This is a genomic window from Streptomyces fildesensis (assembly GCF_016107395.1).
Lineage (GTDB): Bacteria > Actinomycetota > Actinomycetes > Streptomycetales > Streptomycetaceae > Actinacidiphila > Actinacidiphila fildesensis.
In genome coordinates this window covers 45,901-60,645 of sequence record NZ_JAAIKO010000010.1, presented here as the reverse complement: position 1 = coordinate 60,645, position 14,745 = coordinate 45,901, and the positions used below count along the sequence as shown (strand labels likewise).

The following is a 14,745-nucleotide window of genomic DNA, read 5'->3' as shown; positions in this document are numbered from 1 at the left end:
ACTCCTTTGCGCTGGAATATGCCCGAAGCGCTTGTTGGGGTGACTGTAGGTCAATCATGCTGTGCTACATGGACGTCACGTAGGGTGACTCCGCTGTGGCGCGAGGCGATGTGTCCGCCGGTTCGGATGGTGTGAGCGGTGCAGGTGCTTCAGGTTCAGCTCGAGGTCGGCGCGGATCCCGCGGAAGTGGGCCGGGCCAGGCGATGGGCGCGCTCACGGCTTCTGGGCTCCGGCATAGGGGCCGACGAACCGCTCGCCGAGACGCTGATTCTGCTGATCTCCGAGCTCGTGACGAACGCGGTCGTGCACACCGGCTGTCCGGCGGTGCTGCGGATGCTCTTCCCGGACACCTCGGATGCCTCGGGCACCTCTGACTCGACGGTCCGGGTCGAGGTGGCGGACACCAGCGCCCGCCCGCCCACCCCGCGGCACGCGCACCGGGACGAGACCGGGGGCCGCGGCCTGGAGCTGGTGGACGGGCTGGCCGACCGGTGGGGCTGGCAGCCCGAAGGAGCCGGCAAGCGGATCTGGTGCGAGGTGGACCGCGCCGAGCGGATCGCCTGTCTGGAGGCCGTGGACCAGCGGCCCGGTGAGCGCCAGAGCGCTGGACACCGGGCCGCCGACCGGCCCCTGGCCCTCACGGACCGGACCCCCCTCGCCGACCGGACCCTGACCGACCGGACCATCGGCGACCGGACCCTCGCCGACCGGACCCTCGCCGAGCAGCGGATCAGCCTGAAGCGCCTAGAGCACTGCGACCGGTGCGACCGGACTGCCTGCCCCGCCCACGAAGGGCTCGGGCGTGGCATCCAGGAAGAACTCGTACCGCCCCGCCTCGGTGCAGGCCTCTGACAACTCCTCCAGGTTCCAGTTCTGGCCCTGCAGCATCCCCATTTCCACGAGATCGAGTCCGTGCACCGGCAGCCAGAGGTTCTCGATCTCCGGCGGGAAGATCTCGAAGGTGAGCGTGTCGTTGGCGACCGCCGCCACATCACGCGCGTGGAACCACTCGGGCGTCCTGATGGACAACCCGGGGGACGGGAAGGCGTAGCCGTGCTTGTCGCCGCCCAGGTAGGAGCGCATCTGACCGGTGCGGACCAGCACGATGTCCCCGGCGCGCACCGTGGTCCCCGCCAGCTCCTCGGCCGCCTCCAGGTCCTCGGGGGTGACCGCGTGGTCGCCGGGCAGCCGGTCCAGCTTCCGGGCCGCGGCCACGTCGAGCAGCACGCCGCGTGAGACCAGGGTCGTCACCTTCTCGATGCCGCTGAAGGCGGCGCCGCCGTGCGCGGTGACGGAGTCGGCGGGACGGCCGTTGTAGATCTTTCCGGAGTGCGAGACATGGGTCAGGCCGTCCCAGTGGGTGGCCGCCTGCAGGCCCATGGTGACGGCGTCGTCGCTGGTGGCGATGGTTCCCGGGCCGAACATCTCCAGGTTGAGCGCGACCATGGTGCGCAGCGGGTTGACCCGGCCGGGGATCATGCCGGTCTGCACCCCGTCCTGCTGCAGCGGCAGGGCCAGCGGGACGCGCCGGCCACTGCGTACGGTCCCGGCCGCGATGCGCACCACTTCGTCGGTGATCAGGTTCAGCGTGCCGATCTCGTCGCCCTCGCCCCACCGCCCCCAGTTGTTGATCCGTTTGGCGATGTCGTGGAACTCGGCGGGAAGCGTCACAGCGGCCTCCTGGTCGTAGGGCTTGTGCTGGGGTGTGTACTCACTCCTAGAATCTAACGGTCCGTCAGAAACCATGAGAAGGGGCGGGACGTGGGCAACTTCCTGACCGGAAAAGTCGTCGCTGTTACGGGTGCCGGGCGTGGCATCGGGCGCGCGGTCGCGCTCGCCTGCGCCGCCGAGGGGGCCAAGGTCGTGGTCAACGACTACGGGGTCTCGATCGACGGCGCGAGCGAACCGGCGAGCGAGATCGCGGAGTCGGTCGTCAAGGAGATCCAGGCGGCGGGCGGTGAAGCCGTCGCCGTCGCCGACGACGTGTCGACGATGGCGGGCGGCGCGCGCATCGTCACCACGGCCGTCGAGACGTACGGGCGCATCGACGGCGTCGTGTGCGTGGCTGGCATCCTGCGCGAACGGATGCTCTTCAACATGGCCGAGGAGGAGTGGGACCCGGTCATCGCCACCCACCTGAAAGGCACCTTCACCGTCTTCCGGGCCGCGTCCGCGGTCATGCGCAAGCAGGGAGCCGGCACCCTGATCGGCTTCACCAGCGGAAACCACCAGGGCAGCGTCTCGCAGCCGAACTACTCGGCGGCGAAGGGCGGCATCATCTCGCTGGTGCGCAGCGCCGCACTCGGCCTCAACAAGTACGGGGTGACGGCGAACTGCGTCGCCCCGGTCGCCCGCACCCGCATGTCCGCCAACGTGCCCATGGAGCTCAAGGAGATCGGCGAACCGGAGGACGTGGCCGCCATGGTCGTCTTCCTGCTCTCCGAGCGCGCCTCCGCCATCACCGGGCAGGTCTACACCGTCGCCGGACCGAAGATCGCCGTCTGGGCGCAGCCGCGGGAACTGCGGTCGGCCTGGGGCGACGGGCCCTGGACGCCGGAACGCATCGCGGACGTCCTGCCCGGAACCATCGGCGTCGACCCGATGCCGATGCTCGAACAACTGGAGGCGATGCGCGCGGCAGCGGCCGCCGCCGAGCGGCCCAACGCCTAGGCCGTGTCTGACGACCGTCCGGCTCTTCATGATCGGCCCGATGACGGAGGATCCGTGGACTTTACGTTCGGCCCGGAGGCCGAATCCTTCCGCGCCCAGGCGCGGGCCTGGCTCGCCGAACACCGTGACGGGTGGCCGGCGGGCGGGCGCGGCTGGGAGCGCACCCTCGGTGCGGCCGGCTGGATAGGGCTCGGCTGGACCGGGGACTACGGCAACCGCCGGGCGACCCTCGCCCAGCAGGTCGTCTGGGGTGAGGAGTACGCGAGATCCGGCGCCCCCGGCCGGTCCGGCCACATCGGCGAGAACCTGCTCGCACCCACCCTCCTCGCCCACGGCACCCCCGCGCAGCGGGACCGCTTCCTTCCTTCGATAGCCCGCGGCGAGGAACTGTGGTGCCAGGGCTACAGCGAACCGGACGCCGGATCCGACCTGGCCGGGATCCGCACCGCGGCGGTCCGGGACGACGGCGGCGGCTACCGGATCACCGGCCAGAAGATCTGGACGTCGCTCGCCCAGGACGCCGACTGGTGCTTCGTCCTGGCCCGCACCGAACCCGGCTCCCGCCGGCACCACGGCCTCAGCTTCCTGCTGGTGCCGATGGACCAGCCCGGCCGGATCGAGGTCCGGCCGATCCGCCAGATGTCGGGCGACGCCGAGTTCAACGAGGTCTTCTTCGACGCGGCACACGCGTCCGCCGACCACCTCGTCGGAACGGAGGGCGGCGGCTGGACCGTCGCCATGTCCCTGCTCGGCTACGAGCGCGGGGTGTCCACCCTCGTCCAGCAGATCGGCTTCGAGCAGGAACTGCGCGAGATCACCGACCTCGCCCGGACCACCGGCGCCGACACAGAACCCGTCCTGCGGGCCCGGATCGTCTGCCAGTGGGCCGAGCTCAGAACGATGCGCTGGAACGCCCTGCGCACCCTGGGCACCGACTCGCCCGGCGCCCCCAGCGTCGCCAAGCTGCTCTGGGGCGGCTGGCACCAGCGGCTCGGCGAACTGGCCATGGCGGTCCGGGGCCCGGCGGCCGCCACCGGCCCCACCGCCTGGACCCCGTCCCGGCCCTACGAACTCGACACGCTGCAGCGGATGTTCCTCTTCAGCCGTGCCGACACGATCTACGGCGGCTCGGACGAGATCCAGCGCAACATCATCGCCGAGCGGGTGCTCGGCCTCCCGAAGGAGCCGCGGCCATGAGCCGACCTGTACCCCCGACCTACGCGCACTGGATCAACGGTCAGTGGCACGAACCCGCCCAGGGCCACTACGCGATCATCAATCCGGCCACCGAGGAAACCGTCGGGCACGCCCCCGAAGCGACCGCCGACGACGTCGACGCGGCCGTCCGGGCGGCCCGCGCCGCCTTCGACGGCTGGTCGCGCACCGACCCACGCGAACGTGCCGCCGTCCTCGACCGGATAGCCGACGCGATCTCCGCCCGCGCCGCCGAACTCGTCCCCCTCCTCCAGGCCGAGACCGGCGCCACCGCGCGCGTCGCCTCCGCCCTGCAACTCCCGCCGGCCGCCGACCGATTCCGCCGCTACGCCCGCGGCGCGGTCGAGCCCGATGTCATCCCGCTCGCTCCACAACCCGTCAAAGCTTCTCCTCTCGCACCCGGTGGACTGATCGGCGCCGCCGCCGTACGCCGCCCGGTCGGCGTCGTCGGCTGCGTCACCTCGTACAACTTCCCGCTCGCCAACCTCGCGGGAAAGGTCGCCCCCGCCCTGGCGATGGGCAACACGGTGGTGGCCAAGCCCGCCCCGCAGGACCCGCTGACCTGCCTGCTGCTCGGTGAGATCTTCAAGGAGGCGGGCCTGCCCGACGGCGTGTTCAACGTGGTCGCCGGATCGGGTGCGGCGGCGGGCGAGGCACTCGTCGCGCACCCGGGCGTCGACATGATCAGCTTCACCGGGTCGACGGCGGTCGGGAAGGCGATCGCTTCAGCGTCCGGCCGGACGCTGAAGCGCACGCTGATGGAACTCGGCGGCAAGGGTGCGGCGATCGTCCTGCCGGAATCGGGTGGAGCGGTCCTCAAGACGGCGGTCGGGGCGGTCGCCTCCACCTGGGCCTTCCACAGCGGTCAGATCTGCACGGCGCCCACCCGCGTACTGGTCCACCGCGACCAGTACGAGCAGGTGATCACTGCCCTTGCACAGTACGCCGGAGCGCTGACCACCGGGGACCCTGTGGATAACTCGACCGTCGTCGGCCCGCTCATCAGCGCCGCCCAGCGTGATCGCGTCGAGGCGTACATCGCGGGCGCCCGCGCCCAGGGCGCCCGCGTCGTCACCGGCGGCGAACGCCCCGACCTCAAGCCCGGCTTCTACGTCGCCCCCACCCTCATCGCCGACGTCACCCCCGACATGACCGTCGCCCAGGAGGAACTCTTCGGCCCGGTCGTCGTCGCCCTCGCCTACGACACCGAGGACGAGGCCGTCGAGATCGCCAACGGCACCCCGTACGGGCTCTACGACTACGTCTTCTCCGACGACGCGGGCCGCGCCTGGGCGCTCGCCGCCCGTCTGCGCAGCGGCAACGTCGGCATCAACACGGTTCAGCGCCACCCCGAGACGCCGTTCGGCGGCTTCAAGGAGAGCGGGGTCGGCCGGGACGGCGGCTCGTTCGGACTGCACGCGTACAGCGAACTCCAATCGGTCGTCTGGCCTTCCTGAAACCGAAGGCCCTTGAGGGAACAGGACAGTTCATGAGAGGCGTCATTTTCGACGGCACACAGCCCCAGGTGGTCGACGACCTGGAGGTCCGCGGCCCCGGCCCCGGCGAGGTGCTGGTCGCCATCCAGGCCGCGGGCCTGTGCCACAGCGATCTGTCCGTCATCGACGGCACGATCCCGTTCCCCGTCCCCGTGGTCCTCGGCCACGAGGGCGCCGGCATCGTCGAGGCGGTCGGCCCCGGGGTCACCCATGTCGAACCCGGCGACCACGTGTCGCTGTCGACCCTCGCCAACTGCGGCACGTGCGCGCAGTGCGACCGCGGCCGCCCGACCATGTGCCGCAAGGCGATCGGCTACCCGGGCAGGCCCTTCTCCCGGCAGGGCAAGGACCTGTTCAACTTCGCCTCGAACTCGGCCTTCGCGGAGAAGACCGTGGTCAAGGCGGTCCAGGCGGTCAAGATCCCGAAGGAGATCCCCTTCACGTCCGCCGCCCTGATCGGCTGCGGCGTCCTGACGGGCGTCGGCGCCGCGCTCAACCGCGCCAAGGTCGACCGCGGCGACACGGTCGTCGTCATCGGCACCGGCGGAATCGGCCTCAACGTCCTCCAGGGGTGCCGGATAGCGGGCGCCACCCGGATCGTCGCCGTGGACGCCAACCCCGCCAAGGGGGACGTGGCACGGCAGTTCGGCGCCACCGACTTCATCGACGCGTCCGCCGTGGACGACACCGTCGCGGCCGTCCGCGAGCTGCTGCCGACCGGCGCCGACCACACCTTCGAGTGCGTCGGCAACGTCAAACTCATCCGCCAGGCCATCGACCTGCTCGACCGGCACGGCCAGGCCGTCCTGCTGGGCGTTCCGCCGGCCGACGCCGAAGCGAGCTTCCTGGTGTCGTCCATGTACCTGGACAAGTCCATCCTGGGCTGCCGCTACGGTTCGTCCCGCCCACAGCGCGACATCGCGCTCTACGCCGAGCTCTACCGCCAGGGCAGGCTGCTGCTCGACGAACTGGTCACCGAGACCTACCCCGTCGAGGACTTCGCGAAGGCCGCCGACGACGCCCACCACGGCCGGGTGGCACGGGGGGTGCTCACCTTCTGACGGTCCGAACGGGCGGGAGTCCAGGAGTCACCCACCTTCCGGCAGCCCGGCGACGTCGTTGCCGATCCGGGCGTCGGAGGTGGGGTCGGTCGGAGGTGGGATCGGTCGGTTCAGGCGGTGGGTGCGGCGGCGGGTGTGGCCGTGGCGTTGTTGTTTGCGTTTGCGTTGGCGTTGAAGGTGCGGCGGTAGGCGGACGGTGAGACGCCCAGCGCCGCGTGCAGGCGCTGCCGCATGGAGGTCGCCGTACCGAATCCGGCCCGGTGCGCGACCTGGTCGACGCTCAGATCGCTGGACTCCAGCAGATGGCGGGCGCGTTCGACGCGCTGCTGCACGAGCCACTGCCCGGGGCTGATCCCCACCTCCTCACGGAACCGCCGGGTGAAGGTCCGTACGCTCATCGACTCGCGCTCGGCGAGTTCGCGCAGCGTGAGCGGCCGGTCGAGCCTGCCCAGCGCCCAGGCGCGGGCGGCCGTGGTGCTGGCCAGCTGCGGTTCGGGGAGCGGCCGCTGGATGTACTGCGCCTGGCCGCCGTCGCGGTGCGGGGGGACGACGGTGCGGCGGGCGACGGCGTTCGCGATGGCCGTTCCGTGGTCGCGGCGGACGATGTGCAGGCAGAGATCGATTCCGGAGGCGACGCCGGCCGAGGTGAGGATGTCGCCGTCGTCGATGTAGAGCACGTCGGGATCGACCTTGACCTGCGGAAAGAGCCGCTGGAAGTGGTCGGCGCTGTCCCAGTGGGTGGTGGCGGGCCGGCCGTCCAGCAGCCCCGCGGCGGCCAGCAGATAGCTGCCCGTGCAGATCGACACGACGCGGGTGCCGGGCCTGATGCGTGCGAAGGCGGCGGCCAGCGGGCCGCTCAGCCGGCCCGAGACGTAGATGTCGTCGAGCTCGTGCGTGGCGGGGACGACGACGGTGTCGGCCGCTTCCAGGACCTCGGGCCCGTTCTCGACGAGGATCGGGAAGTCCGCGTCGGTCTGGACGAGCCCCGGCACGGCCGAGCAGGTCACGACCTCGTAGAGGTTGCGACCCTCCTGGGTGCGGGCGCCGCCGAAGATCCGGGCGGGGATCCCCAGCTCGAAGGGGATCACACCGGGCATGACCAGGACCGCCACCCGGTGCCGGTCCTGATGCCGGAACGCCGTCTCTCGCGTTCCGGTGCGCGTTCCGGTGTGCTGCTTCCCGGCCTGGTCCGGAGTCGTCATGGCCCGATTCTTTCACATCATGGCCATCCGGCCACTCGTTCAGTGTTGAAGCAGGCCCGAAGCTGATCGTGTGACGCAGACACCTCAAGCCCCGACGCAGAATCCGCAGGACGTCCCGGTCTCCGAGGCACAGGACGTTCCGGTCCCCGAGGCGCCGGACGCCGGGATATCGGCCGGCGCGGTGCCCGTTCCCGGCCGGCGGTCGAGGGTTCACCGTGCCTGGTTCGTAGCGGCCGTCACCTTCGTGACGATCATCGGCGCGGCCGCGTTCGCCTCCCTGCCCGGTCTGCTGATCGAGCCCTTGCACGCGGAATTCGGCTGGTCACGCGGCATGATCGGCTTCGCCGTCTCCATCAACCTCGCGCTGTACGGGATCACCGCACCGTTCGCCGCCGCCCTCATGGATCGATTCGGCATCCGCCGTGTCGTCGCCGCCGCGCTCACCACCATCGCGCTCGGCGCCGGCCTCACCATCTTCATGACGCAGACCTGGCAGCTGATCCTGTGCTGGGGCATCCTCGTCGGCACCGGCAGCGGGTGCATGGCGCTCGCCTTCGCCGCCACCGTCGCCAACCGGTGGTTCGTCACCCGCCGTGGACTGGTGACCGGCATCCTGACGGCGGCCGGCGCGGCCGGACAGCTGGTCTTCCTGCCGCTGCTGTCCTGGATCGTCGAGCAGCACGGCTGGCGGCCCGCCGCCGCGACCGTCGCCCTCTCGGCGCTCGCCGTCGTCCCGTTCGTCTGGCTGCTGCTGCGCGACCACCCCGCGGACGTCGGCCTGTCGGCCTACGGGGCGCCGGAGTTCACCGCCAAGCCGGCCCCGGTGCGCGGAGCCGCCCGGCGGGCGCTCAAGGCACTGTCCGTCGCCGCCCGTACGGGCCCCTTCTGGCTGCTCGCCGGATCCTTCGCGATCTGCGGAGCCTCCACGAACGGCCTGATCAGAACCCACTTCGTACCGGCCGCCCACGACCACGGCATGCCGGTCACGGCCGCCGCGTCACTGCTCGCCGTCATCGGCGTCTTCGACATCGCCGGAACCATCGCCTCCGGCTGGTTCACCGACCGCTTCGAGCCGCGCCGGCTGCTCGCCGTCTACTACGGGATGCGCGGACTGTCGTTGATGTTCCTGCCCCAGCTGATGGCGAACACGGTGCACCCGCCGATGATCGTCTTCATCGTCTTCTACGGCCTCGACTGGGTCGCCACCGTCCCGCCGACCATCGCCCTCTGCCGTGAGTACTACGGCGACGACAGCGCCATCGTCTTCGGCTGGGTCCTGGCCGCACACCAGATAGGTGCCGCCGTCGTGGCCTTCCTGGGCGGTGTCGCGCGGGACGCCTTCGGCTCGTACGACCTCGTCTGGTACAGCTCGGGCGCGCTGTGCGCGGTCGCCGCGCTGATGGTCCTGGTCATCCGGCGGGGGCGCTCGACGGGAATCCCGGCCATAGCGGCGGCGTGAGTGGGTGCGTGCGACGACGTGAACCGAGCGTCCTGGCTCGACCCTCTGTGTTGACTACAGGGTGACGTCAACTACTGGGCGAACCGGCCGAAACGTCCACGGTAGAAGAGCAGTGGCCCGGCCTCGGGCGTGGTCCCGTCCGCGTCATCGGGCTCCGCGCAGCCGAGTTCGTTGACCCGGCCGACGACGATCAAGTGGTCGCCACCGGTGTGCACCGCGTGGATCGTGCAGTCGATCCACGCGGGTATGCCCGCCAGCCGCGGCGACCCGGTGACGGGCGCCGGCGTCCAGTCGACCCCCGCGAACTTGTCCGCCCCGCTCACGGCGAAGCCACGGCACAGGGTGCCCTGTTCGTCGCTGAGGATGTTGACGCAGAAGACACCGGCGCGCGCGATCTTCGGCCAGGTCGTGGACGTACGCGCCACCATGAACGCGACCAGTGGCGGATCGAGCGACAGCGACGCGAACGACTGGCACGCGAACCCCGTCGGGCCCTCCGCCCCGGGAGCGGTGACGATCGTCACCCCGGACGCGAACGTACCCAGCACCTTCCGGAACACCGCCGGATCGACCGGCGCCCGTTCGTCCGGCCCCACGGCCCGCAAGTCCGGGCGCGGCAGCGGTTCCACGGGCCCCGCCGTTGTGGCGGCCCCTACCGACCTGAGGTACCGGACGGCGGTGGCCGCCATCCCTGCGTGTCCCATCACATCGACCATTGAACCTGACGGTGCGTCAGATGGGAAGAGGGATCCGGCGGCGGATCGTGCCCCCTCTTCTCGAACTCCTCGCGATCAGCGGCGCGGTCCTGCACGTGCTGCCGGTCCTCGCGCTCTCCGCGTGGGCGGCCGGACGTCAGGGGCGTACGTGGTGGCTCTGGTGCATACCGATCGCCGCGGGGACCGCCCCGCCGTCATCGCCCCCCGAACTCCGGGGACCTGCGCTCCACGAAGCTCCGGACGCCTTCCTGGGCGTCGTCCGTCGTCATGTTGATCTCCTGGGCGGCCGCCTCCGCGGCGAAGGCCGTCGAACGGTCGGCGTCCAGTGAGGCGTTGACCAGTTGCTTCGTCAGGGCCAGGGAACGGGTCGGGCCGGCGGCGAGGCGTTCGGCCCATTCGCGGGCGGTCTTCTCCAGGTCCTCGGCGGGGACGACGCGGTTGACGAGACCGAGGCGTTCCGCGGCGGCGGCCGGGAGGTCGTCGCCGAAGAACATGAGCTCCTTCGCGCGCTGCGGGCCGATGAGCCGCGGCAGCAGATACGCCCCGCCTCCGTCGGGCACGAGGCCGCGGCGGACGAAGACCTCGATGAACTTCGCGCGGTCGGAGGCGAGGACGAGGTCGCAGGCGAAGGCGAGGTGCGCGCCGATGCCGGCCGCGGTGCCGTTGACCGCCGCGATCACCGGCTTCTCGCAGTCCAGGACGGCGGAGACGAGGCGCTGCGCGCCGCGCCGGATCGTCCGGGCGACATCGCCCGCGACGCGCTCGCCGGGCGCGGCCGCGCCGCCGCTGAGGTCGGCTCCCGCGCAGAACGCGCGGCCGGTGGCGGTGATGACGACCGCCCGGACGGCGGGGTCGGCGGACGCCGCGTCGAGCAGCGCGATGATGCGTTCGCGCTGGTCCCAGGTGACGGCGTTCATCGCTTCTGGGCGGTTGAGAGTGATCCATGAGACGCCGTTGTCAGTGGCGTGAAGTACCAATAAATCAACCGGATCGATCGGACTGATCGGGTCGACGGAATCTTCACGGGGGGTGGGCGTCATGGGGGAGTGGCTCCTATTTGTACGTAGGGCTGAGGGCGGATCGGACCGCTTACCGGCAGACAGGACACCGGCAGACAGGACACCGGCGGACGGCTCACCGGCAGGCCGCTCACCGGCAGACCGCGAGTGCGTCGAGCGCCACCGCACCCTGGCCGCGCGGCAGCACCATCAGCGGGTTGATGTCGAGTTCGGAGAGATCGCCGCCGAGTTCCATCGCCATCCGCTGTACGCGCATGACGACGTCGACGAGCGCGTCGACGTCGGCCGGGGGCGCCCCCCTGACCCCTTCGAGCAGCCGGTGGCCGCGCAGTTCGCCGAGCATGTCGCGGGCCATGTCCTCGCCGAACGGCGGTACGCGGACGGCGGCGTCGGCGAGGATCTCGACGAGGACCCCGCCGAGGCCGACGGTGACGGTCGGGCCGAAGAGGGGGTCGTGGGTGACGCCGACGACCATCTCGACGCCGCGTTCGACCATCTGGCAGACGAGGATGCCGTCGAGTTCCACGCCCTCGTAGCGGGCGATGTCGGTCAGGTCGCGATAGGCGTCGCGGACCTGGCTCGCGGAGGTCAGACCGATCTTGACCAGGCCGAGTTCGGTCTTGTGGCCGAGCTGCGCGCCGGACGCCTTCATGACGACGGGGTAGCCCACCAGGCCCGCGGCCCGGACGGATCCGGCCGCGCTGGTGACCAGCTGCTCGCGCGGCACCCGGATCCCGTACGCGCGCAGCATCTGCTTCGCCGCGTGCTCGCTGAGCTGGTGGCCCGCGCGCATCAGGGCCTGCGCCTTGCGGGCCGAGGAGGAGCGGGTGCGCGGGGCGTCGTCGAAGGGGGAGCGGTAGGCGGCGGCGAAGTGGTGGTGGTCGAGGTAGGACTTGACGGCGCTGATGCAGTTGCCGAAGGTGCGGAAGGTCGCGAGCCGGGACGAGCCGAGGAGCGTGGTGCGGTAGGCGTCCTCGGTGCCCAGCGGCGAGCCCCACACCACGCACACCAGCTTGTCCGTGCTCTCCGCCGCGTCGGCCAGGTCCTGCGCGAGCTTGTCGCTCATGGGTGGGAACGGACCGGTGATCGGACAGATGAGGACGCCGACGGACGGGTCGGCGAGGATCGCGTCGATGATCTTCCGGCCGCGCCAGTCGCCCACCGGGTGACCGCCGTTGTCGATGGGGTTCGCGACGTTGAGGTAGTCGGGGATCCACTGGTGGAGTTCGGTCTGCTTCTCGTCGGACAGGCGCGGGATATCGAGTCCGGCGGCGGTGGCGAGGTCGGAGAAGTGGGCTCCGGTGCCGCCGGATATGGAATAGACGACGACGCCGTCCGCGGTGGGCGGCTTGGCCCGGGCGAGCAGGGTCGCCGTGTCCTGGAGCTGGTCGAGACCGTCGACGCGGATGACGCCGAACTGCTTGAAGGCCGCGTCGACGACGGCGTCGGAGCCGGTCAGCTTGCCGGTGTGGGAGGCGGCCATGCGGGCGCCGGTCTCGGTGCGGCCGACCTTCACCATCACCACCGGCACCTTGTTGCGGGCCGCGCGGTCGGCGGCGAGGGTGAACGAGCGGCCGTCCCTGAGCCCTTCCACATACGCGGCGATGGCCCCGACCTCGGGCTGCTCGGCGAAGTACGAGATGAAGTCGGCGGTTTCGAGGTCCGCCTCGTTGCCGGTGGGTGCCCAGTGGCTGATGCGGATGCCCAGTTCCTGCAGCGTGTAGAGGGGCCGGCCCTGGTGGCCCGACTGGGTGATCAGCGCGATGGCCGGCCCGGTCAGGTCCTCGCGGAACTTCTCGAAGGCGTTGAGGTTGGTGTTCGGGCCGAGCAGCCGCATGCCGGAGGCGGCGACGACCTCGGCGAGCCGGGTCTGCGCGGCGGCGCCCTCCTCACCGGTCTCGGCGAATCCGGAGGCGAAGGCGACGGCGAACCGGACCTTGGCCTCGCCCAACTGCTCGATGACGGGAAGGGGGTCACCGACGAGGAGCACCGCGAGGTCCACGGTCTCCGGCAGATCCGTCACCGAGGCATAGCAGGGCAGGTCGAAGACGGTCTCGCGGCCGGGGTTGACCGGGAAGAGCCGGGCCCCGACCCGCTGCGACCAGGCGATGAGCTGTCTGGTGATGCCGGTGTTCGGCCGTCCTTCCGTGTCGGACGCGCCGACCACCGCCACGGTCTCCGGCCGGAAGAACCGGTCGAGGTCCGGGACGGTGTTGTGCAGCGGACGGCCACCGACGTCGGTGTCGGACGCGCCGCGTGCGGCGGGCCCGGGGCCGGGGCTGCGGGTGCTGTATGTCGATCCAAGCATCGGTCTCGCCCGCTCCTGCTCGAAGGTATACAGAACTGACGCATAGTCAGATTACTGAACTGACGACGTGTCAGGAACAGTGCGGGCATGTGAAAGATGTGAAGGAGGCCAACTGGGCCGCTATTCAGGGGGTTTTGGGCGCGCGAACGGACACCGGCGGACCCGGTCGGTGGCTTCTTTGGCCGGAAACGGCCAGAGCGGGGTCCGGGGCGGACGGGGGAGGAAGGGGTACGTACAAGAACGGATCGGACAGCGGTCGGTCACGGCCGCCGGGAGGTTCGGGCGGCCGCGCGGGCGATACGCCGGGCGTCGATGGCGAGTTCGCGGAACATGCCGCTGATGGGGTTGGTGAAGCCGGTGAAGTAGAGGCCGGGAGCGCCCGGCGGGGTGTGCGGGCCGTGCACGACGGGGCGGCCGTCGCTGTCGAGGACGCCCAGGTGGCCGACGAGGGGTTCGAGGCCGCGCCGGTATCCCGTGGCGGCGATGACGACCTCCGGACCGATGCTCGAACCGTCGGCCAGCACGACCTTGTCGCCGTCGAAGCTCTCCACGGCGGCGACGGGTTCCACCCGCCGTGCCTGGATCGCGTCGATCAGGCCGACGTCCTGTACCGGGATGGCTCCGTCGTCGCGCACGCGGGAGTAGAGGCCGGTGGTGGGGCGGGCGAGTCCGTAGGCGGACAGGTCGGGGACGCTGAGCCGCTCCACGTACGGGGCGACCCGGTCGACGACCGCGGTCGGCAGCCGGCGGCAGAGGATGCCGGTGGCCTGGGCGGGCCAGCCGGCCGTGGTGCGGCGCAGGATGTGCGGCGGCGTCCGGACGGCGATCCGCACGCGGGCGGCGCCTGCTTCGATGAGGTCGACGGCGATCTCGGCGCCGGTGTTGCCGACACCGACGACGAGCACGTCGCGGCCCGCGTAGGGCTGGGCGTTGCGGTAGTGGGCGGCGTGCAGCAGCTCGCCGGAGAAGCTGTCGCGGCCGGGCCAGTCCGGGAGGTGGGGCACGTGGTTGGTGCCGGTGGCGACCACGACGACGGAGGCGGTGAGCAGCCGTCCGCCGGTGGCGGGCAGCTGCCACGTGCCACCGCCCGTTCCGCTGCCCTTGCCGCCGCGCCCGCCGGCTCCTCCAGGGCTGCCCGCGGCGATGTGGGCGCCGTCGACGCGGTCGATCCGGGACACCTCGATGCCGGTGGCGACGTCGATCCGGTGGTGCGCGGTGTAGCGCTCCAGGTAGCGGATGACGTCGTCGCGGCCGACCCAGCGTCCGTACGCGCGCGGGATGGCGAAGCCGGGCAGGCCGGACAGTCGTCGCGTGGTGTGCAGATGCAGCCGGTCGTAGTGGCCGCGCCAGGACGCGGCGACCGCGTCCGACCGCTCCAGTACGAGCGTCCGGACGCCACGCCGGCTCAGCGCCGCCGCCGCGGCGAGGCCGCCGGGTCCCGCGCCGATGACGATCGCGTCGGGGGAGGCGGTGGCCGCGGCGGGCGCGGGGGAGGCCGGCGGGACGGAGGAGGTGGGGTGGTCGACCATGAGGTGCTCCCGGGGCCTGGCGGAGTGGCTGTCGGAGGGACGTACCGGAAGGTGACAGGTGGCGCGGGAG

General features: G+C 71.4%; 11 protein-coding genes and 1 pseudogene. 6 read left to right on the top strand and 6 right to left on the bottom strand.

All coding sequences use genetic code 11. The annotated features are described in order from the left end of the window. Positions 1 to 138: 138 nt before the first annotated feature. Positions 139 to 546: pseudogene (locus C6N31_RS17225) on the top strand (ATP-binding protein); the annotation flags it as partial. Between the two features lie 198 nt (positions 547 to 744). Here C6N31_RS17225 and C6N31_RS17220 read toward each other — a convergent pair. Then, positions 745 to 1,671, bottom strand: coding sequence for a cyclase family protein (locus tag C6N31_RS17220; RefSeq protein ID WP_138353553.1), 927 nt, complete (start codon positions 1,669 to 1,671; stop codon positions 745 to 747). A gap of 90 nt (positions 1,672 to 1,761) precedes the next feature. Between C6N31_RS17220 and C6N31_RS17215 the strand changes: the two genes are divergently transcribed. From C6N31_RS17215 to C6N31_RS17200, 4 genes are read left to right on the top strand one after another with little or no spacing between them, the layout of a single operon-like run. Then, positions 1,762 to 2,670 (top strand): SDR family oxidoreductase, encoded by a 909-nt coding sequence (locus C6N31_RS17215; RefSeq protein ID WP_138353554.1) that lies wholly within the window; start codon positions 1,762 to 1,764, stop codon positions 2,668 to 2,670. A gap of 54 nt (positions 2,671 to 2,724) precedes the next feature. Then, entirely contained in the window at positions 2,725 to 3,867 is a 1,143-nt protein-coding gene (locus tag C6N31_RS17210; RefSeq protein ID WP_138353555.1) for an acyl-CoA dehydrogenase family protein, read from the top strand. After that, on the top strand, positions 3,864 to 5,342 hold the full coding sequence (locus C6N31_RS17205; protein WP_138353556.1) for an aldehyde dehydrogenase family protein: 1,479 nt from the start codon (positions 3,864 to 3,866) through the stop codon (positions 5,340 to 5,342). The genes C6N31_RS17210 and C6N31_RS17205 overlap by 4 nt, the downstream gene beginning before the upstream one ends. Before the next feature lie 32 nt (positions 5,343 to 5,374). Then, positions 5,375 to 6,442: a Zn-dependent alcohol dehydrogenase gene (locus C6N31_RS17200; RefSeq protein ID WP_138353557.1), complete on the top strand. Its 1,068-nt coding sequence runs from the start codon at positions 5,375 to 5,377 to the stop codon at positions 6,440 to 6,442. 110 nt (positions 6,443 to 6,552) lie between these two features. Here C6N31_RS17200 and C6N31_RS17195 read toward each other — a convergent pair whose 3' ends face one another. Continuing rightward, the gene (locus C6N31_RS17195; protein WP_232485329.1) at positions 6,553 to 7,539 is read right to left on the bottom strand and encodes a GlxA family transcriptional regulator; all 987 of its coding nucleotides are present in this window, start codon (positions 7,537 to 7,539) and stop codon (positions 6,553 to 6,555) included. Positions 7,540 to 7,810: 271 nt separating this feature from the next. On the opposite strand from C6N31_RS17195, the gene C6N31_RS17190 reads away from it, so the two are divergent. Then, positions 7,811 to 9,103, top strand: coding sequence for an MFS transporter (locus C6N31_RS17190; RefSeq protein ID WP_164296030.1), 1,293 nt, complete (start codon positions 7,811 to 7,813; stop codon positions 9,101 to 9,103). A gap of 71 nt (positions 9,104 to 9,174) precedes the next feature. Here the strand turns inward: C6N31_RS17190 and C6N31_RS17185 are convergent, their stop codons facing one another. The 4 genes from C6N31_RS17185 to C6N31_RS17170 all read right to left on the bottom strand — a co-directional run bounded on the left by C6N31_RS17185 (position 9,175) and on the right by C6N31_RS17170 (position 14,675). Beyond that, on the bottom strand, positions 9,175 to 9,807 hold the full coding sequence (locus tag C6N31_RS17185) for a flavin reductase family protein (RefSeq protein ID WP_232485316.1): 633 nt from the start codon (positions 9,805 to 9,807) through the stop codon (positions 9,175 to 9,177). A 206-nt stretch (positions 9,808 to 10,013) separates the two neighbouring features. After that, positions 10,014 to 10,859, bottom strand: a complete 846-nt coding sequence (locus C6N31_RS17180; protein ID WP_198357784.1) for an enoyl-CoA hydratase/isomerase family protein — start codon at positions 10,857 to 10,859, stop codon at positions 10,014 to 10,016. 109 nt (positions 10,860 to 10,968) lie between these two features. Then, entirely contained in the window at positions 10,969 to 13,146 is a 2,178-nt protein-coding gene (locus C6N31_RS17175; protein ID WP_138353560.1) for an acetate--CoA ligase family protein, read from the bottom strand. Between the two features lie 260 nt (positions 13,147 to 13,406). Continuing rightward, complete coding sequence (locus C6N31_RS17170) at positions 13,407 to 14,675, bottom strand: flavin-containing monooxygenase (protein ID WP_198357783.1); 1,269 nt, start codon at positions 14,673 to 14,675, stop codon at positions 13,407 to 13,409. Positions 14,676 to 14,745: the final 70 nt, after the last annotated feature.